Below are 19,650 nucleotides of genomic sequence, written 5' to 3'. Positions count from 1 at the left end.
GCGGGATTTCCCCCTGACCGGCGACCACGGAGTATCACCATGGGACTGAAAGCCATCAGCTCGTCACTGTCGAAAAACGACCTCGCACATCTCGGCGAAGGCGAAATCGGCTACATCCGGAAAATGCGTTCGGACGAAGTCTCGCGCTGCTTCCCGGAAGCACCCGAGATGGGACCGGGCATCGATCTCTGGGCGCTCTTCGGCGCCGACGGCACGCCGATCCTCCTGACCGACAATCGTTCCAGCACCTTTTTCAAGGCTGCCGAGGATGACCTGAAGACGGTCACCCTGCATTGATGTTGCGCCCGTCTTTGACGGTGCGCTTCGATCGAACGGGATGACGCCGCCGCTCTGGTGACCCCGCAATTCCGGACGGAAAACCGCTTCGCACTTTTCCTGGAATTGGCTTTCCGGTGCCCGCAATTCCGGACGGAAAACCGCTCCGCACTTTTCCTGGAATTGGCTTTCCGGTGCCCGCAATTCCGGACGGAAAACCGCTCCGCACTTTTCCTGGAATTGGCTTTCCAGTGCCCGCAATTCCGGACGGAAAACCGCTTCGCACTTTTCCTGGAATTGGCTTTCCGGTGCCCGCAATTCCGGACGGAAAACCGCTTCGCACTTTTCCTGGAATTGGCTTTCCAGTGCCCGCAATTCCGGACGGAAAACCGCTTCGCACTTTTCCTGGAATTGCTTTAGACGCGGCGGAACGTGAGATAGGCGGAACTGCGCCCTTCCCGGCGTGCCTTGGCTTCGTAGCGTGTGCTCGGCCACCCCTCGTACGGCGTCAGCCAGTCGGCTGCCTTCTCCGCCGTCCATTCGAAGGCCGCGTGATCGCGGCAATGCAATAACGTCCAGTTGACATAGGTGTCGATATCCGAGGCGAAGCAGAACAGCCCGCCCGGCTTCAGCACGCGCGCAAACCGGTCGAGATTGACCTTGGAGACGAAGCGGCGCTTCCAATGTTTACGCTTCGGCCACGGGTCCGGATAAAGCAGGTCGATCTGGTCGACGGATGCGGTTGGCAGCCAGTCGAGAACCTGGGTGGCGTCGTCGTCATAGAGACGAATGTTGCTGACGCCGCGATCCTCGATGTGGCCGACGAGTTTGGCCATGGAATTGACGAAGGGCTCGACGCCGATGAAACCGGTCGACGGCGCCTCGGCGGCGCGGTGAATCAGGTGTTCGCCACCGCCAAAGCCGATTTCCAGTCGGATGCGTTCGACATCCCCGGGAAACAACGTCTTCAGTTCGGCCGGAGCCGCACTCGAAAGATCGAGCTTCAGCGTCGGCAGCACGGTTACCAGATGCGCCGCCTGCCGCTCGCGCAACGGCTTGCCCTTGCGGCGGCCGAAGAAGGCCTCGGTTGCTCTGGCGCGGCGCGGTTCAGTCATGTCGTTTGTCCCTTGGTCACGCTGATCCGGGTCAAGGGACCCAAAATCAAAATGAACGAAGCGGGCGCTCCTTGCCGGAGCGCCCGCCCTGAATATCGCAAGCGCCTGATAGCAGGCCGCTGCGCTATCTTCAATGCACGGCGCTACAGCGCCGCGCCAATCGCACGCTTAAAGCGCGTCGCGATCTTTCAGATTCGCCGCTTTAAGCCTTTGATATTTCGCATGTCGTTATCGCAAAACCGCTACGCACTTTTGCGCGACATGCTTTAGGCAGCGACCCTGCCGTTGACGGCGCCGCTCTGCTCGATCGCGGCCTTCAGCGGCTTCACCAGATCGAGCTTCTCCCAGGAGAAGGAACCATCGCGACCGGCCTTGCGACCGAAGTGACCGTAGGCGGACGTCTTGGCATAGATCGGCTTGTTGAGATCGAGGTGACGGCGGATGCCCGACGGCGACAGGTCCATTGTCTTGCGGATGGCCTGTTCGACCTGGTCTTCCGAGACCTTGCCGGTGCCATGCAGGTCGACATAGATCGACAGCGGCTGGGCAACGCCGATGGCGTAGGAGAGCTGGATCGTGCAACGGTCCGAAAGGCCGGCAGCAACGACGTTCTTTGCCAGGTAGCGCGCGGCATAGGCGGCCGAACGGTCGACCTTGGTCGTGTCCTTGCCCGAGAAGGCGCCACCGCCGTGCGGTGCAGCACCACCATAGGTGTCGACGATGATCTTGCGACCGGTGAGGCCGGCGTCGCCGTCCGGGCCACCGATGACGAACTTGCCGGTCGGGTTGATGTACCAGGTGCAATCGTCAGCGATCTTCAGATCGTCGAGCGCTTCGCGGATATAGGGCTCGACGACCGAGCGAACCTTGGCCGAATCCCAGGTGTCATCGAGATGCTGCGTAGACAGAACGATCGAGGTGACTTCCGTCGGCTTGCCGTCGACGTAGCGTACGGTGACCTGGCTCTTGGCGTCAGGGCCGAGCTTGGCGACTTCGCCCTCGCCCTTCTTGCGGGCGGCGGCGAGCAGATTGAGGATGCGGTGCGAGTAGTAGATCGGCGCCGGCATGAGTTCGGCGGTTTCGCGGCAGGCGTAGCCGAACATGATGCCCTGGTCGCCCGCACCTTCTTCACCCTGCTTGTCGGAAGCGCTGTCGACGCCCTGAGCGATGTGGGCGGACTGGAAGTGCAGAAGCACGTCGATCTTCGCCGTCTTCCAGTGGAAGCCGTCCTGCTCATAGCCGATCTCGCGGATCGCCTTGCGGGCGGCGGACTTGAACTTCGAGGGGTTGATGACGTCGTTGCCATCCTTGTCCTTCTTCAGAAGGCTCGGCGGCAGGCGCACTTCGCCGGCGATGACGACGCGGTTGGTGGTCGCCAGGGTTTCGCAGGCGATGCGAACGCCCCACGGGTCGACACCGGTCTTGGCCGCCTCGCGGTAGACCAGATCCACGATCTCGTCGGAGATACGGTCACACACCTTGTCCGGATGACCTTCGGCTACGGATTCACTCGTGAACAGGTAGTTTGCACGCATGCGGGAAGTCCCCTCAATGAAGAAAAGCGCTGGCACGGTGTTAGTGGTTTTGCGTCCGAAAAACAAGCGCACAACGACATAAATATATCTTTATATCACCATCGGCGCCAATCACTTTGAGGCGCCCGGGAAAAAGCGCGCATGAAAAAAGCGGCACAAAAGGCCGCTTTGTTTTCAAGTCCCGACGGGGAACGTTGGAACTATTCGCTTTCCGCTTCCGCAGCGAGCGCCTTGACGAGATCGACGAGGCGGCGACGAACCTTCGGGTCAGTGATCTTGACGAAGGCACGGTTGAGTTGCAGGCCCTCGGAGGACGAAAGGAAATCCACAACGTAGTTGGAGCTGGAGGCTTCCGCCATGCCCGACTGGCCGCTGGTGCCTTCACCCGGCGCATCTTCGAAGAAGAAGGAAACCGGTACGTTCAGAATGCCCGAAATGTTCTGCAGCCGGCTGGCGCCGACGCGGTTCGTGCCCTTCTCGTACTTCTGAATCTGCTGAAAGGTGATCCCCAGACTTTCGCCGAGCTTCTCCTGGCTCATGCCAAGCATCGTGCGGCGAAGACGAATCCGACTACCGACATGAATGTCGATCGGGTTCGGCTTCTTCTTGTTTTCGATCATATCTGCGTTCCCAAACACGCTGTTTCGTTGATCCATCGCCTGACACGCGGGCAACGCTCACCGGAGCAACCGCAACGGTGATTAGTGCAAGGCCGCCACAACAAGGACGATGGTGCGGATCACTATGCAATTTTAGGGGTTTTAGGTCAATTCTTCCTAATATTAAAACCAAAGCGCGAAAACACTGCAACCAGAAGGAGGAAGAGTGCAATCAGCCAGAAGATTCGGCTTCGCATAGCGTCGTCCAAAAGCGTAGGCATCTTTCCCGGCAGAAGTGTGTCGACCACTCCCCTATAATTGTAAGACAATCCTACCATTAAAACCCCACGTGCATCAACAATTGCTGATATACCGCTATTGGCTGCGCGGATGAGGGGGGTTCCGGTCTCGACGGCGCGCAGCTGCGCCTGATGGAAATGCTGGCGCGGACCGGGCGTATCGCCGAACCAGGCATCGTTGGTGATGTTGAGAAGCGCATCCGTTCCGCGGGCGGCACCGTCGATTTCGTCGGGGAAGATCGCCTCGTAGCAGACCAGCGGATAGAGCGTCTTGCCGCCGGGCAACGTCAGCAGCGAGCGGCTCTTTGCAGCCGAGAAGCCGCCAGGCATCGAAGCGGCAACGGAACTCAAGCCCCAGGATGACAGCACCTCCTCGAACGGCAGATATTCGCCAAACGGCACGAGATGCACCTTGTCGGCAGCACCAACGATCTGGCCGCGACCGTCGATGACATAGATCGAGTTGTAATAGCGCGGCGGCAGTCCGGAGCCCGCATCCTCGGCGCGCACCGCACCGGCGATCAGGATCTGATCGTCGTCGAGCACCTCGGCGATGCGCGCCAGGGCGTCCGGATTGTCGGTAAGGATGAAGGGGATCGACGTTTCGGGCCAGACGACGATGTCCGGTTGCTTGCCGCCGTTTTCGGGCGCGGCGGCGGTGAGCGAAAGATGCTCTTCGAAGACCGTCGCACGCTCGCGGTCGTCGAGCTTCTTCGCCTGGTCGATCACCGGCTGGACGAGACGGACCGTCAGCGGCGGTTCGCCCACGGACGGGGCCGGCTGCGCCAGGCGATAGAAGCCGAAGCCTACGTGAGCCGTCAGGAGGACGAGCGCTGCCGCCAGGCCGATCCGGCTCCCCCGGCCGGTGGCGATGAGCGCGGGCGCCGCGAAGACGAAGACCGCCAGCATGTTGATGGTCGCCAGATTGACGACACTTGCCGACTGCATCATCAGCGGCATCGGCGTCGCCGCATAGCCGATGGCATTCCAGGGAAAGCCGGTGAAGAGGAAGCCGCGCAGCCACTCGCAAAGACCGAAGGCCAGCGCCAGCGCCGCGATCCGCCCCACCCCGTCGGACCAGAACAGGCGCGCGGTCAGCGTCGCAAGCGCATAGAAGAGCGCCAGGAAGGCCGGAAGACCGACAACCGCGAGCGGCAGCGCCCAGGCGAATTCGTCGGCTCCCACCAGGAGCGCGTTGCCGAGCCACCAGAGCCCCCCGAGGAAGTAGCCGAAACCGAACCACCAGCCGATCGCCGCCGCCGGCCAGAGCCGCCTGACGATGCCGCCATCCGGATCTCCGGTCGCGCCGTCGAGCAGCCAGACGAGGATGGGGAAAGCGACGAAAGCGAAGGCGAAGATGCCGAAGGGCGGCTGCGCCAGAACCGCGAGAAGCCCTGCGAGGAACGCGAGCAACGCCCTGGGGAGCCCGGAGAGAAGCATCACCCTGCCAGCCAGTCTTACCATGCAGCCTCCCGTCGATTCCGGCCGCCAGACACGGCGCCGGAGCGAAACAACAACCGAATCAATCGGCGCCAGTCTTCCAAAAAACCGGCTGCTTGTCCCCGTCAGGGGCGGAATTGGGTGCGGAAGTCCTGTCTTGCGGTTCGGTCGGCAATAGGCCACGGGGCCTCACGGGCCTCGTTAAAGCCGGTAGACGTCAAGAGGATGAGTGGGAGGCATCTGCCCGCGCACATGGACGTGCGGGGGAGCCAGGCGATCATTGCTCGTCGGCCGTTGCTTCGCTAGGGGCTGCGCCGTTGGCACGATTGCCTGCCGCCGTCTCCGGAACGGTTTCGCCCTCCGACCGCGACACGCGGCGGCGCGCCGGCGGACGCTTGCGCATGATGCGAACGCGTTTCACGCGACGCGGATCCGCATCGAGGATCTGGAACTCGAAGCCCGGAATGGCCTGGACGACCTCGCCGCGCACCGGGATGCGGCCGAGCGAGGCGAAGATCAGGCCACCGAGCGTGTCGACGTCTTCGAGCTGCTCGCGCACGTCGAAGTCCGGGCCGATCGCCGCGGCGATCTCTTCCAGCTCGACGCGGGCATCGGCGACGAAAACATCGTCCGAGGTGCGGGCGAACATGACTTCGTCGTCGTCGTGTTCGTCCTCGATGTCGCCGACGACCATCTCGACGATGTCTTCGAGCGAGACGAGGCCATCGGTGCCGCCATATTCGTCGATGACGAGGGCCATCTGGATGCGGGCGGCCTGCATGCGCTGCATCAGGTCCGAGGCCAGCATCGAAGGCGGCACGAACAGGAGCTGGCGGACGATGCCCGCCTCTTCCAGAGACTTGCCGAGATCGACGCGGGAGAGGTCGAAGTTCGCCTTCGGCGACCGCGGTGTCTTCTCGGTCTTTTCGCCCGAGGCCGTCACGGCAGCCGGCGCCTTGCCATTGCGGCGACGGTTGCGCGCCTGCTTGGTGACGTAGGAAAGCAGGTCGCGGATGTGCACCATGCCGCGCGGATCATCGAGGCCGTCGTTATAGACCGGCATGCGCGAGCGGCCGGATTCCTCGAAGATCACCATCAATTCGCCGATGGTGATGCTCTGGTCGACCGCTTCGATGTCGGCGCGCGGAACCATGACGTCCTCGACCCGGATCTCGCGGAAGCGCAGGATGTTGTTGAGCATCGCCCGTTCGCCGGGCGAGAAGGCCGCGTTGCTGTCGGCATCGGTCTGAAGCGCGTCGGCAAGATCCTCGCGCAGGCTCGATGGACTTGCGCCGCGCAACAGACGCGCGGCCCGGCTCCAGAAGGAAGAAGTGGATTTCGTGCCCTCGTGTCGAGTGGCGGTGCTACTACTGCCCGCCTCCGCCTCTCCGGAGGCTTCTGCCTCCTCGGTCGCCAGCGCGACGGGCTGTGTTTTGTAATCGCTCATCGGTCCAAACTGTTAATCCGGGGTACGATCCCCGTAGGGGTCAGATAAGCCAAGACGCGCCAAAATGCGAGTCTCCAGGCTTTCCATTCTTTCGGCTTCGTCATCTTCCATATGATCATAACCGAAAAGATGCAGGAATCCATGCACGAGAAGATGCGTCAGATGCGCATCGAAGGACTTCTCGAGTTCCACGGCCTCGCGTTCGAGCGTCTCGCGGGCGACGATGATGTCGCCGAGCATCGGCCCGGGCATCGCACCCGGCGTCACCGGAAAGGCAGGAAAGGACAACACATTCGTCGGCTTGTCCTGGTTGCGCCATTCGGCGTTGATCGCCCGCATGGACGCGTCGTCGGTGAAGACGAGGGAAAGTTCCGGCGGCGTTTTCGGCAGTGGCTGCTTCTCTTCGGCCGCGAGATAAGCTGCTGCCGCTTCGAGAACGGGCGCGCAAAAGGCGAGCAATGCCTCTTCCTCGGGCCAATCGCCTTCTTCCACGCTGATTTGAATGTCCAATGCCGTCATGATCGCAACGACCGCCGATCAGCGGTCGCTCTGCTCGCTTTCGTCGTGAACGGCCGTGTGGGACTCGTAGGCCCGAACGATCCGCGCCACCATCGGATGACGGACGACGTCGACGTCCTTGAAGCGAACCACCGAAACGCCCTCGACGCCCCTCAGGATCTGCAGGGCTTCGACCAGGCCGGACTTGACGCCGCGCGGCAGGTCGACCTGGCTCGGATCGCCGGTGACGATCATGCGGCCGTTTTCACCGAGACGGGTCAGGAACATCTTCATCTGCATCGATGTCGTGTTCTGCGCCTCGTCGAGGATGACGGCGGCATTGGCAAGCGTTCGGCCGCGCATGAAGGCGAGCGGCGCGATTTCGATGACGCCGGCGGTAATCGCCCGTTCGACCTTGTCGCCCGGCATCATGTCATAGAGCGCGTCGTAGAGCGGCCGGAGATAGGGATCGACCTTCTCCTTCATGTCGCCGGGCAGGAAGCCCAGGCGCTCGCCAGCCTCGACTGCGGGACGCGACAGGATGATGCGATCGACGGCGCCGCGTTCCAACAACTGCGCGGCATGGGCAACGGCAAGATAGGTCTTGCCGGTACCGGCGGGGCCGACGCCGAAGACCAGTTCAGCACGCTCCATCGCGCGGATATAGGCATCCTGTGTCGGTGTGCGCGCTGCAATCGTCTTCTTGCGCGTCGAAATCTGCGCCATTGTCAATTTGGCTTTACGCTCCATGGTCGGCAATTGTAGCTGATCGTCGGCGGCAACCGCCATACGGATCGCGCCCTCGACATCCGAAGGATCGATCGACGCGCCACTCTGCAACCGCCCATAGAGATAATCGAGGGCACGGCGCGCCTGATTGGTGGCGACGACGTCACCGGAAATCGCGACGGAATTGCCGCGCGGCCGGGCGTCGATACGCAGGCGCTCCTCGAGAAGCTTCAAGTTCTGGTCGAACTGGCCGAAGAGCTCGCTGGCGAACCGATTGTTCTCGAATGTCAGCACGAAGTGATTGGCGTCTGTCGCAGAGGTTTTCGACTGGCGCGATGATGAAGAGATCAATTCGTGTCCGTTCAAGCGGTTCAGGCTCCTTGTTTTCGGTCCTTACCCGATCATCTCCGCAAACAGGCTGTTCGGCCCGGCCTTGATGATTCGCACCTTGATAATGTCACCGATTTGCGATGCTTTTGCATCAACATTCACGGGCTGCAGCCAAGGAGAACGCCCGACGAGCTGGCCCGGCATGCGTCCTTCTTTCTCCAAAAGTAGGTCGATTTCGCGGCCGACGCAGGATTCGGCAAAGGCGCGCTGCTGCGAAAACAGCAAAGCCTGCAATTTTTCCAAGCGCTTGGCTTTCACGTCCTCGGGAATCTGGCCGCCGAGTTCGGCGCCGGGCGTGCCGGGACGCGTCGAATATTTGAACGAAAATGCCTGTGCATAACCCACGGCCTCGACGAGGCGCATGGTGTCTTCGAAGTCCTCGTCGGTCTCGCCGGGGAAGCCGACAATGAAATCGCCTGACAGAGCGAGGTCCGGCTGGACGGCGCGGATACGCTCGATCAACGCCAGATACTCGGCCGCCGTATGCCTCCGGTTCATCGCCTTGAGGATGCGGTCGGAGCCGGACTGTACCGGCAGGTGCAGATAGGGCATCAGCTTCGCCATCGAGCGGTGCGCTTCGATCAGGCTGTCGTCCATGTCCCGCGGGTGGCTCGTGGTGTAGCGCAGCCGGGCAAGGCCTTCGATCTCGCCAAGCCGCCTCAGCAGATCGCCAAGTCCCCATTCGCGGCCATCGGGCCCGACGCCGTGCCAGGCATTGACGTTCTGGCCGAGCAGGGTGATTTCACGCACGCCGCCATCGACCAGCTTTTCCGCCTCCGAGACGATCTGGGCGACCGGGCGGGAGACTTCCGACCCACGCGTATAAGGCACGACGCAGAAGGTGCAGAACTTGTCGCACCCCTCCTGCACCGTCAGGAAGGCGGTGACGCCGCGCGCGCGGGTCTTTGCCTTGTCGGGCGCCGGCAGGTGTTCGAACTTGTCCTCGACGGCATAGTCCGTCTGGACGACGCGTTCGCCGCTGCGGGCACGCTTCAGCGCTTCCGGCAGGCGGTGATAGGTGGTCGGGCCGATCACGAGATCGACCGCCGGTGCGCGCCTGAGGATCTCGTCGCCTTCGGCCTGCGCAACGCAGCCGGCAACGCCGATGACCATCTCGCGGCCTTCCTTGGCCTTCGCTTTCTTCAGCTCACGCAGGCGGCCGAGCTCGGAATAGACCTTTTCCGCCGCCTTCTCGCGAATATGGCAGGTGTTCAGGAGCACGAAGTCGGCATCCTCGAGCACGTCGGTCGAGACGTAGCCATCGCGCGACAAGGCATCCGACATGCGGTCGGAATCATAGACGTTCATCTGGCAGCCGTAGGTCTTGACGAAGACCTTGCGGGCCGGCGCGCGCTCGTCGCCCGTGGTGGGCGTAGTCGACAGAAGGGCTGTTTCCTGGGTCATGGCCGGTTACTTAGTGCAAAGCGGCCCGAAGTTGAAGTATTTTCGGCAAGACTGCCTTTGCCGGCGGACGTCAGGCGCGCCCGCGCAAGCGATCCGACAGCATGCTGCGAATGCGCTGCTCGATCTTGCGGCTCACTTCCTTGCGATTGGTGTGCCGGTCGTAGTCGACCGCTTCGCCGAAATCGACATCGACCTCGATCGCGCCCTCTCGCAGAATCCCAAGCAGATGCGGAACCAGGCCAATATCGCCCGGCCATGCGGCAATGGGTCTGTTGTAGCGCCCCATGGGCATGCCATGAATGCCGGTATAGGAAATGGCGACCGGCTGCACGTGCACCAGACCGGTCGGCGAGTGCGGCACGGCCGAGGCGGCCGCACCGAAGAGGGAGGTCTTGATCTCCAGCAGGCGATTACCGTCCGACGTCGTTCCCTCCGGAAAGAGCACGACGATCTCTCCCGCCGCCATGCGCCCACCCATCTCGTTGACCTGCTTCCCCGTCGAACGCTTCTGCTCGCGCTCGACGAAGATCGACGCCTGCAGCCGTGCAAGAATGCCGAAGACCGGCCAGCTCTTCACTTCGGACTTCGCGACGAAGACGACGTCGGCGACCGAGGAGAGCACCAGAATGTCCTTCCAGGAGGCGTGATTGGCGCAGATGAGCAGCGGGCGCCGGCGCTCGACCTCGCCGTGGACCCGCACCTTGATGCCGAGAGTGTAGCAGGCGAGCCGATGCCAGTATCGCGGCAAGCGGCGGCGGGGTTTCAGATCGAGCCAGAGGCAGGCGACCTGGATCGGCATCAGCACGAGCGAAACCAGCGCCAGAAGCGCTGCGAAGATCGCAATCCGTAGCCAATTGATCATCCGGAAAGGGTTCCCGCGCGCGACCTTAGAAAGTTAAAGCGGGATGCGGGCGGAAAACCGCATACACTTTTCCTCATCCCGCTCTTGTGCGCTTGGGACTAGCGAAGATCGAGCCGCATGACAAGCGCGGCGGTCCGTTGCCCGGCCTTGTCCTGGTAATAGGCGCGACGTTCGCCGACCTTGTTGAAACCGAGCTTGCGATAGAGCCCGATCGCCGCCTGATTGGTCTCGTCCACTTCGAGGAACAACGCCTCCGAGCCCTTGACAAGGGCCTCGCGCATGGCCGCCTGCATCAGCCGCCAGCCGAGACCGGAGCGGGCATAACGCGGCTCGACGCCGATCGTCAGGATTTCAGCCTCGCCGGCGACGGCGCGCGACAGGACGAAGCCGCCAAAGGCCGGGCGGAAGCTGCCATTGGTCTGCCGCGCGACGAAGCCGAACACCGTATCCTGAACCAGCAGCGCGTGAATTTCGCCATCGCTCCAAGGAGAAGCAAAGCGCTGGCGATGCAGCGCCGCCGCTGCGAGCAGGTCGGCTTCCTCCAACGGGAAGATGTCGAATTCGGTGCGGCGGGTGAAGTAATCGGTGAAGCTCATCTCGGTCTACGCTCGGGCAATCGCGAAGCCCGCCTGCGGCTTGGCATCGGGGCCTCTCAGATATAGCGGTCGCGGCTTGGCCGAGGCTGGATCAGCAGCGGCGCCGAGCGCCGCGACAAAGGCAACATCGATGAGTTCGGGGGGCTTGGACGGTATATCCGCAGCGACCAAATGCGCGCCGGACCCGCCGATAACACCATCAAATTCGGCGTAGCGCTCGCGCGCCGCTTCGACGGAGAGCGCTTCCGGCTCGCCCGTCGCAGCGCCCGCCGCGTCGAAAGCCTGGAGATAGACTTCATCGCGCTTGGCATCGATGGCCGCGAGAACGGGCTTTCCGGGCGTAGCCGCTCGCAACCCTTCCGCCAGAACCGCAAGCGTCGAGACGCCGACTGCGGGTTTGCCGAGCGCCAGCGCCAGCCCGCGGGCAGCCGCCACGCCGACACGAATGCCTGTGAACGAGCCCGGACCGACGGTGACCGCGATGCGATCGATATCGGGAAGCGAGCGACCGGCCAGGGCCAGTGCCTCATCGACGAACTCCATCAGCCGCTCGGCATGGCCCTTGCCGAGATCGGCACCGGAGCGCCCGAGCACAACGGCCGTTTCGCTGTCGTAGACGGCAGCGGAGCAGCCGGAGCCGGACGTGTCGATCGCAAGTACAATCATTTCAACGCTGGATCTTTCAGACGCCACAGGCCGCAAAGCCGACCGGTTTTGCGGCAAATCAATACTACTACAGTGCCGCGCGTCTTAGCAGACGCGCAATGGTCGCCGTAGCACTTTTGAAGCGCTGCATGTTTTTGCCCTTAAACGGCTAGGTTTAAAGGAAACATGCACCAGGTTGGGTCCGGATACAGACGGAAAACCGCGCACACTTTTCCCCACCCCCGCCTTCGTTCACGAAACGCCGGACGACGTCCGGGGTCAGACGGACTCGACGGCTTCCACCTCGGGAACGAAATGGCGCAGCAGGTTCTGCACGCCATGCTTCAGCGTCGCCGTCGACGACGGGCAACCGGAGCAGGCGCCCTTCATGTTGAGGAAAACAGTGCCGTCCTTGAAGCCGCGGAAGGTGATGTCGCCACCGTCCTGGGCAACGGCCGGGCGCACGCGAGTTTCCAGGAGTTCCTTGATCGTCGCGACGATCGTCTCGTCACCCTCGTCGAAGAACTCGCCTTCCTGGTCCGACTGCTCGGCGCGGCCGCTGCCGGCCATGATCACCTGGCCCGACATGAAGTGCTCCATGATCGAACCGAGGATCGCCGGCTTCAGGTGCTGCCATTCCTGGCCTTCCTTGCTGACGGTGATGAAATCATAGCCGAAATAGACGCCGGTGACGCCCGGGATCGAAAACAGCCGTGCCGCCAGCGGCGAGCCTGCGCGCGCTTCTTCCTCGTCGCGGAACTCGGCGGTGCCGTTTTCCAGAACAACCTTGCCCGGCAAAAACTTCAGCGTGGCCGGGTTCGGCGTGGCTTCGGTCTGAATGAACATGTCTGTCTCCGTTTCGCCGGGAGCGGCATTCGCCCAGCTCTTTAGAATAATTCAAAAGAATATAAGGGCATGGCCCTGCGGCCGCAAGGGCACATAGCGACGCAGATCAACTGAGCGCGTCGATCTCCTCATCCGTCAGCGCATCAGGGATGACGGTGACGGGGATCGGGAAAGCTGCAGCCTTGCCCGCGATCGACGACACCAGGGGACCTGGGCCTTCCTTCGCCGATCCTGCGGCCAGCACCAGAATGGCGATGTCGCGGTCCTCTTCGATCGCCGCATGGATCTGCTCCGTGGCAGTCCCCTCGCGGATAACGATCTCGGGTTCGATACCGATCCGCTCGCGGACCGACTGAGCCACCTTGGCGAGCGTCGCCTCGGCTTCCTCACGCGCTTCCGCACGCATGATTTCTTCGACCCCCAGCCATTGCTGGAAGTCGGCATCGGCGATCACATAGAGCAGGACGAGACCGCCATTGGAGTTCTTGGCGCGCATGCCCGCATAGTGCACGGCGCGGCCGCATTCCGGGGTATCGTCTATCACCGCCATGAATTTGCGGCGGTGACCTTCAAGTCGAGAGAGTCGGGTCGAGACCATAGGGTGAACATTACATCCCGGGCGTGCCGCCGCAAGGTCTCATTTTGGCGTTTTGGAGCGGGACGAGGAAAAAGTGCATACGGTTTTCCACCCGTCCCGCTCCGATCCGTGCGGATCGATGACAACGGTGATTTTGGGTCGCGGGACCCAAAATCACCGGATTACTGCAGAAAACCGATGATCTCGCGCACTTCGGTCATCGTCTTTTCCGCGCGCACCCGCGCACGCTCGCCGCCATCGCGGAGAATCGCGTCGATATGTGCGGTGTCGCCCATCAGGCGGCGCATCTCGCCGGTGATCGGCGACAGGACCTCGACCGCGAGGTCGACGAGCGCCGGTTTGAAGACCGAGAACTGCTGCCCGCCGAACTCGGCAAGCACCTGCTCCTTGCTCTTGTCCGACAGCGCGGCGTAGATGCCGACCAGATTTTCCGCTTCCGGGCGTCCCTTCAGACCATCGAGCTCGCTTGGAAGCGCGTCCGGGTCGGTCTTGGCCTTGCGGATCTTTTTCGAGATCGTCTCAGCATCGTCCATCAGGTTGATACGCGAGAGGTCGGACGGATCGGACTTCGACATCTTCTTAGTGCCGTCTCTGAGCGACATGACGCGCGTCGTGGCGCCGCCGATCAGCGGTTCGACCGGCGGGAAATAGGCATGGATCGGCTCCTCGCCGACGACGATATCGACACCGTAACCGCCGCGACGGATGTGCTCCATGAAGTCGATGTTGAACTTCTGGGCGATGTCGCGCGTCAGTTCCAGGTGCTGCTTCTGGTCGTCGCCGACAGGCACATGGGTGGCGCGATAGACGAGGATGTCAGCCGCCATCAGGCTCGGATAGGCGAGCAGGCCGAGCGAGGCATTCTCGCGGTCCTTGCCGGCCTTGTCCTTGAACTGGGTCATCCGGCTCATCCAGCCGATGCGGGCGACGCAGTTGAAGATCCATGCGAGTTCGGCGTGCTGCGGCACCGCCGACTGATTGAAGACGATATGTTTCTTCGGATCGATGCCCGAAGCGATGAAGGCGGCGGCGATCGAGCGGATCTGCCCCTTCAGGTCCTCATGCACCAGCTGGGCGGTGATCGAATGCAGATCGACGACGCAATAGATGCAGTCGTTGTTTTCCTGCAGCGCCACGAACTTGCGGATCGCGCCGAGATAGTTGCCGAGATGGAGATTGCCCGTCGGCTGAACGCCGGAAAATACGAGCGGCTTGAATTCGTTCATGTCGTCCTCAATAGGCTGGTGGAGGGCCTACTGCATGTTTCCTTAAATCGTCACCGATTTAAGGATAAAAACATGCAGCCATTCGAAGTATTACAGCGACCTTTGCGCGTCTGAGACGCGCGGCGCTGTAGGGCCGGCTGGCCCATGTTGCTAACGGCATGGCTTATGCACGGGTCACGGGAGGCAATCAAGAGGGGCGAAACGCGGTCTACGCGGCCGGCTGCAACAGGTCCCAATGGTTGCCGAACGGGTCGCAGAAGATGGCAACGGTGCCATAGGGCTCGTGGCGCGGCGCCTCGAGAAAGACGACGCCTTCGGCCGGCATCGCCGCATGGTCTCGGGCGAAATTGTCGGTGAAGAGGAAGAAGCCGACGCGGCCGCCGGTCTGGTTGCCGATCGCCGCCTGCTGGCGTTCGCCGTCGGCCTTGGCGAGCAGAAGCGATGTTTCAACCGCACCTTTCGGACGCACGACGACCCAACGCTTGTCCGCGTCGAGTGCGGTGTCTTCGACGAGATCGAAGCCGAGCTTGCCGCAATAGAAGGCGATGCCCGCGTCGTAGTCCGGCACGACCAGGGCAACGCGTGCGATGGTCTGGCGCATCAGTCCCCTGCCTCAGGTGCGGCGACGGGCGCCGCGGGCGCTTTCGCCCCGCGTTTGAGATTGCGACGGATCATGCCGAGGCTGGCACCGCCAAGGCCGAAAGCAAGCACGAAGTAGATGATCATGGCAACAGCGACCAGACCCGATAGCGTCACCGCCCGGGTGAGCAGCGGCGCGGCAGAGGAGAGCTCGAAGGCAAACCAGCCGATGGCAAAATAGAGCGCCGCGGCCATGCCCGCCGCCGCGATGACGAGGCGCGGGATACGGGTGAGCAACGGCATGTCCCTGCCCCAATGGCCGCGCCAGACGAGTGTCGCAAAGAGCAGGACGGCGTTCACCCAGCCGGCAACGATCTCGGCCGTCGCGATACCGCTGGCGCCGAGGCGCGGAAACAGAGTGAGCGCAAGCGACACGTTCACAACGACGGAGATGGCAGCGAAGATCATCGGCGTGCGCGTATCCTCGCGCGCGAAGAAGCCGGGAATGAAGGCCTTGATCAGCACGAAAGCCGGCAGGCCGAGACCGTAGATTGCCAGGATGTGACCGACGATGACGGTCGATTCCGGCGAGAACTTGCCGCGCTCGAAGAGCAGCCGAACGATCGGCTCGGACATGACCAACAGCGCGGCCGCGGCCGGAAGCGTCAGGAACAGCGTGAACTCGACCGAGCGGTTCTGCAGGTTCGACGCCTCAACGAGGTTGCCGGAGCGTAGTGCGCGGGCGAGTTCCGGCAGAAGCACGGTTGCGACCGCGATGCCGACGACACCGAGTGGAAGCTGGTAGATGCGGTCGGCATAAACCAGCGACGAGACCGCGCCCTCGCTCGCCGAAGCGATGTTGGTGTTGATCAAGAGGTTGATCTGGGTGATGCCGCCCGTGATCGCCGCCGGCAGGGCGAGCACCAGCAGGCGCCTGACGCTGGCGGTCATCTTCGGGCGTCGGAGGCCGATCTTGATGCCGGCGTCGCGCACGGCGAACCAGACGATGGCAAGCTGCACCAGACCGGCGGCCATGACGCCCCAGGAAAGGGCATAGCCGACGGCCACCGGATCCTGCCCCGCAAACCAGGCATAGGCCAATACCCCGATCAGGATGACGTTGAGGAACACCGGCGCAATCGCTGCCGCGAAGAAGCGGTGCAGCGAATTCAGCATGCCGCCCATCATCGCCGCCAGCGACATGCAGGCGAGATAGGGGAACATGATGCCTGCAAAGACGATGGTGTTGCCGAGCTTTTCGGGATCGTCGGCAAAGCCCGGGGCGATCAGGCTGCTGACGATGAAGGGCATCGTCAGTTCCATCGCGATCGTCAGGAACAACAGGACGGTGAAGAGAACGCCGAAGACTTCTTCGGAGAAACGCCGCGCGCCCTCCATGCCGTTCGCCTCGATCTCCTTGGCAAAGAGCGGCACGAAAGCGGAGTTGAAGGCTCCCTCGGCAAACAGCCGGCGGAAGGTGTTGGGCAGGCGAAAGGCGGTATTGAAGGCGTCGGCCACCGGGCCGGTGCCGAGGGCGGCGGCCATGAAGGTTTCGCGGATGAAGCCGAACAGGCGGCTTCCAAGGGTCGCGCCGCCGACGGTTGCAAATTTCTTGACCAGACTCATGTTTCGGCTTTTGTCGTTCTTTGAGCGGAGGAGACGCCTGGTGGCGGCGCGATGATGCCGGAGGGCATGCGATCGCGGGCTTCGTCACCCTCACCGGCCATGACGGCCTTGAGGCGGGCGGCAATGTTCATCTGACGGTTTTCGCTCGTCACCTTCTGGCCGACGAGGTCGGTGACGTAGAAGGTATCGATCACCTTCTCGCCGAAGGTGGTGATGTGCGCCGAGGCGATGTCGAGCGAGAGATCGGAGAGCACAGCGGTGATCTCGGACAAGAGCCCCGGACGGTCGAGGCCCTCGACCTCGATCACCGTGAACTTGTTCGACAGCGTGTTGCTGATCGTCACCTCGGGCGTCACGGTGAAGGCCCTGGTGCGCTTCTTCACCTTGGTTCTGCTGGCGATCACTTCCGGCAAGCGCTTGCGGCCGGCAAGCACATCCTCGATCAGCTTGCCGATGCTGGCAGCCCGTCGCATCTCGTCCTCGTCCACGGAGAACTCGCGGTTGACCAGGATCGTATCCAGCGCCCGCCCGTCCGACGTCGTGAAGATCTGGGCGTCGACGATGTTGGCGCCCGCAGCCGCGCAGGCGCCGGCAATCACGGTCAGGAGACGCGGATGGTCCGGTGAGAGCACCGTGATTTCGGTGATCGCATGGAACTGGTGCGTGCGCACCATGGTCGCCAACGCCTTGCCCGCGGCATCAGCCTCGCGGATGAAACGCGCATGGCGCACCTGGTCTTCCAGCGCCACCGTCAGCAGATAGGGCTGATAATGCAGGCGAACATAGGCGTCGCGCTCCTTTTCGGACCAGTCCGTCAGGGCCTCGCCCAGCATCGTCGCAGCATGGGCCGCACGCTCCTTGCGCGACAATTCGGAGAAACCGCCCGACAACAGCAGCTCGGTCTCATAATAGAGCGTGCGCAGAAGCTGGCCTTTCCAGCCGTTCCAGACACCGGGGCCGACGGCGCGGATATCGCAAACCGTCAGCACCAGCAGCATCTTCAGCCGGTCGAGCGACTGCACCCGTTCGGCAAAGTCGACGATCGTCTTGCGGTCGTTGAGGTCGCGCGTCTGCGCGACCATCGACATCGTCAGATGTTCCTCGATCAGCCAGGCGACGAGTTCGGTCTGTTTCGGCGAAAGCCCGAAGCGTGGGCAAAGACGCCGGGCCACCTTGGCGCCGGCGACCGAATGGTCCTCCGGCCGGCCCTTGGCGATGTCGTGCAGGAGCACGGCGACATAGAGCGCCTCGCGATCCTCGATCCCCGGCATCAGCTTGGCGACCAGCGGATGCGCCTCTTCCTCGATGCCGCCTTCGATGCGCGAGAGAACGTCGACGGTGCGCAGCAGGTGCTCATCGACCGTATAGTGATGATACATGTTGAACTGCATCATCGAGACGATCTTGCCGAAATCCGGAATGAAACGACCAAGAACGCCCGCCTCGTTCATGCGCCTGAGGATCAGCTCCGGCTTGCGGCGCGAGGTGAGGATCGACAGGAACAGACGGTTCGCCTCCTCGTTCTCGCGCAGATGCGGCGTGATCAGGCTCAGCGAGCGCGTCACCTGGCGCAGAGCCGCCGGATGAAACTCGAGCCCGTTGATATCGGCGATGTGGAAGAAGCGCAGCAGGTTGACCGGATCGCGCTTGAAGACATCGGGGCTTGCGAGCGCGATGCGGCCGCCGTCGTCGACGAAATCCAGCGTGCCGGCGATCTTGCGGCTGCGATGGGTGAAACGGCCGATGATCCCGGAAATGCCGGGCGCATCCTTCGCCTGCTGGTCTTCGAGTGCTGCGCAGAAGATACGCGTCAGATCGCCGACATCTTTCGCCACCAGAAAGTAGTGCTTCATGAAGCGTTCGACGGCAGAGAGGCCGGGGTGGTCGTGATAGCCGAGCGCTTCGGCGATTTCGCGCTGAATGTCGAAGGACAGCCGCTCTTCCGCCTTGCCGGTCAGGAAATGCATGTGGCAGCGCACGGCCCAGAGGAAGTCCTCGGCCTTCTGGAAGAGCTTGTATTCCTGCCGCGACAAGACCCCAAGCTTGACGAGGTCGGCGGTATCCTTGAGCCGGTAGAAATACTTGGCGATCCAGAACAGCGTGTGCAGGTCGCGAAGCCCGCCCTTGCCTTCCTTGACGTTTGGCTCGACGAGATAGCGCGTATCGCCCGCCTTGCGATGGCGCTCGTCACGCTCGGCAAGCTTGGCGGCGATGAAATCCGGGCCGGTGTTGCGCACGATCTCGTGGTCAAAACGCGTTTCGAGCTCGGTGCTCAGCGTCTCGGAGCCGCAGATGTAACGCGTCTCCAGAATGGCCGTGCGGATCGTCATGTCGGCGCGCGACAGGCGGATGCATTCGTCGATGGTGCGGGTGGCGTGGCCGACCTTGAAGCCCAGGTCCCAGAGGATATAGAGCATGAACTCGATCGCCGGCTCCGCCCAGACCGCCTTCTTGACCGGTAGCAGGAACAGAAGATCGATGTCCGAACCCGGTGCCAGCGTGCCGCGGCCATAACCGCCGACCGCAGCCACCGCGATGCGCGAGGCCGGCGGCGCGTTGGCTGCGTCGAAGATCTCGTTCAGCACGAAGTCGTGTAGCACGGTGATCAGCTGATCCTGCAGCCAGGAAATGCGCTCGGCGCAGAGAATACCGGCACCATCGGCGTTGAACAGCTCGCGGGCCTTCGTCCGGCCAGCGGTATTCGCCTGTTTGAAGGCGGCAAGCAGCGCCTGGCGCATCGGCTCGCGCTGCTCGGCGTGGGCCGAGGCGATGAAGTCGCATTTCGCCCGCAGCGCTGCGACGTCGAGGATCTCGGGGAAGGATATTTCGTGTCTGCCCATGAAGTGCCGAGGGGCGTCCTGTCCGACTGGTTGCGTGGTCGCTCTGTCGAGCGCTCCTGCATGATCCTTGCGACCGAGGCCGAAAAAAGACCACACAGCA

General features: G+C 62.7%; 19 protein-coding genes. 2 read left to right on the top strand and 17 right to left on the bottom strand.

Annotated features, from left to right (window positions below; genetic code table 11):
* Nucleotides 1-39: 39 nt before the first annotated feature.
* On the top strand, nucleotides 40-297 hold the full coding sequence (locus tag QM996_RS00260) for a BQ00720 family protein (protein WP_173515366.1): 258 nt from the start codon (nucleotides 40-42) through the stop codon (nucleotides 295-297).
* A 395-nt stretch (nucleotides 298-692) separates the two neighbouring features.
* On the opposite strand, the gene trmB is transcribed toward QM996_RS00260, so the two are convergent.
* Nucleotides 693-1,391, bottom strand: coding sequence for a tRNA (guanine(46)-N(7))-methyltransferase TrmB (gene trmB / locus QM996_RS00255; RefSeq protein WP_500268796.1), 699 nt, complete (start codon nucleotides 1,389-1,391; stop codon nucleotides 693-695).
* Nucleotides 1,392-1,403: 12 nt separating this feature from the next.
* Between trmB and QM996_RS00250 the strand changes: the two genes are divergently transcribed.
* Complete coding sequence (locus QM996_RS00250) at nucleotides 1,404-1,661, top strand: hypothetical protein (protein WP_500268795.1); 258 nt, start codon at nucleotides 1,404-1,406, stop codon at nucleotides 1,659-1,661.
* Here QM996_RS00250 and metK read toward each other — a convergent pair.
* From metK to QM996_RS00170, 16 genes are all read right to left on the bottom strand, one after another.
* Nucleotides 1,658-2,926, bottom strand: a complete 1,269-nt coding sequence (metK, locus tag QM996_RS00245; protein WP_500268794.1) for a methionine adenosyltransferase — start codon at nucleotides 2,924-2,926, stop codon at nucleotides 1,658-1,660. The genes QM996_RS00250 and metK overlap by 4 nt on opposite strands.
* 200 nt (nucleotides 2,927-3,126) lie before the next feature.
* Entirely contained in the window at nucleotides 3,127-3,546 is a 420-nt protein-coding gene (locus QM996_RS00240) for a helix-turn-helix domain-containing protein (protein WP_429811040.1), read from the bottom strand.
* Nucleotides 3,547-3,692: 146 nt separating this feature from the next.
* Nucleotides 3,693-5,288: an apolipoprotein N-acyltransferase gene (gene lnt / locus QM996_RS00235; protein WP_500268793.1), complete on the bottom strand. Its 1,596-nt coding sequence runs from the start codon at nucleotides 5,286-5,288 to the stop codon at nucleotides 3,693-3,695.
* 253 nt (nucleotides 5,289-5,541) lie between these two features.
* Nucleotides 5,542-6,711 (bottom strand): hemolysin family protein, encoded by a 1,170-nt coding sequence (locus QM996_RS00230; RefSeq protein ID WP_500268792.1) that lies wholly within the window; start codon nucleotides 6,709-6,711, stop codon nucleotides 5,542-5,544.
* 12 nt (nucleotides 6,712-6,723) lie between these two features.
* Nucleotides 6,724-7,230, bottom strand: coding sequence for an rRNA maturation RNAse YbeY (gene ybeY, locus QM996_RS00225; protein WP_500268791.1), 507 nt, complete (start codon nucleotides 7,228-7,230; stop codon nucleotides 6,724-6,726).
* Nucleotides 7,231-7,248: 18 nt separating this feature from the next.
* Nucleotides 7,249-8,304 carry a PhoH family protein gene (locus tag QM996_RS00220; RefSeq protein WP_173515359.1) on the bottom strand — a complete coding sequence of 352 codons (1,056 nt, stop codon included), beginning with the start codon at nucleotides 8,302-8,304 and terminating at the stop codon, nucleotides 7,249-7,251.
* Nucleotides 8,305-8,331: 27 nt separating this feature from the next.
* Nucleotides 8,332-9,732, bottom strand: coding sequence for a MiaB/RimO family radical SAM methylthiotransferase (miaB, locus tag QM996_RS00215; protein ID WP_500268790.1), 1,401 nt, complete (start codon nucleotides 9,730-9,732; stop codon nucleotides 8,332-8,334).
* Between the two features lie 70 nt (nucleotides 9,733-9,802).
* The gene (gene olsA / locus QM996_RS00210; protein ID WP_500268789.1) at nucleotides 9,803-10,594 is read right to left on the bottom strand and encodes a lysophospholipid acyltransferase family protein; all 792 of its coding nucleotides are present in this window, start codon (nucleotides 10,592-10,594) and stop codon (nucleotides 9,803-9,805) included.
* 98 nt (nucleotides 10,595-10,692) lie between these two features.
* Nucleotides 10,693-11,190 (bottom strand): GNAT family N-acetyltransferase, encoded by a 498-nt coding sequence (locus QM996_RS00205; RefSeq protein ID WP_483501116.1) that lies wholly within the window; start codon nucleotides 11,188-11,190, stop codon nucleotides 10,693-10,695.
* 6 nt (nucleotides 11,191-11,196) lie between these two features.
* Nucleotides 11,197-11,856 (bottom strand): tRNA threonylcarbamoyladenosine biosynthesis protein TsaB, encoded by a 660-nt coding sequence (tsaB, locus tag QM996_RS00200; RefSeq protein ID WP_500268788.1) that lies wholly within the window; start codon nucleotides 11,854-11,856, stop codon nucleotides 11,197-11,199.
* Between the two features lie 258 nt (nucleotides 11,857-12,114).
* Nucleotides 12,115-12,681 (bottom strand): NifU family protein, encoded by a 567-nt coding sequence (locus tag QM996_RS00195; RefSeq protein ID WP_500268787.1) that lies wholly within the window; start codon nucleotides 12,679-12,681, stop codon nucleotides 12,115-12,117.
* Between the two features lie 106 nt (nucleotides 12,682-12,787).
* Nucleotides 12,788-13,279 carry a universal stress protein gene (locus QM996_RS00190; protein WP_173515353.1) on the bottom strand — a complete coding sequence of 164 codons (492 nt, stop codon included), beginning with the start codon at nucleotides 13,277-13,279 and terminating at the stop codon, nucleotides 12,788-12,790.
* A 161-nt stretch (nucleotides 13,280-13,440) separates the two neighbouring features.
* Nucleotides 13,441-14,505, bottom strand: coding sequence for a tryptophan--tRNA ligase (gene trpS / locus QM996_RS00185; RefSeq protein ID WP_500268786.1), 1,065 nt, complete (start codon nucleotides 14,503-14,505; stop codon nucleotides 13,441-13,443).
* Between the two features lie 208 nt (nucleotides 14,506-14,713).
* On the bottom strand, nucleotides 14,714-15,106 hold the full coding sequence (locus QM996_RS00180; RefSeq protein ID WP_500268785.1) for a VOC family protein: 393 nt from the start codon (nucleotides 15,104-15,106) through the stop codon (nucleotides 14,714-14,716).
* Nucleotides 15,106-16,710 (bottom strand): murein biosynthesis integral membrane protein MurJ, encoded by a 1,605-nt coding sequence (gene murJ, locus QM996_RS00175; RefSeq protein WP_500268784.1) that lies wholly within the window; start codon nucleotides 16,708-16,710, stop codon nucleotides 15,106-15,108. The genes QM996_RS00180 and murJ overlap by 1 nt, the downstream gene beginning before the upstream one ends.
* Nucleotides 16,707-19,550, bottom strand: a complete 2,844-nt coding sequence (locus QM996_RS00170; protein WP_500268783.1) for a [protein-PII] uridylyltransferase — start codon at nucleotides 19,548-19,550, stop codon at nucleotides 16,707-16,709. Before QM996_RS00170 ends, murJ begins: the two co-directional genes overlap by 4 nt.
* Nucleotides 19,551-19,650: the final 100 nt, after the last annotated feature.

The organism is Sinorhizobium chiapasense (assembly GCF_045277575.1).
Lineage (GTDB): Bacteria > Pseudomonadota > Alphaproteobacteria > Rhizobiales > Rhizobiaceae > Ensifer > Ensifer chiapasense_A.
Note: the sequence above shows the minus strand (reverse complement) of the source record. Positions and strands in the feature narration are given on the sequence as shown.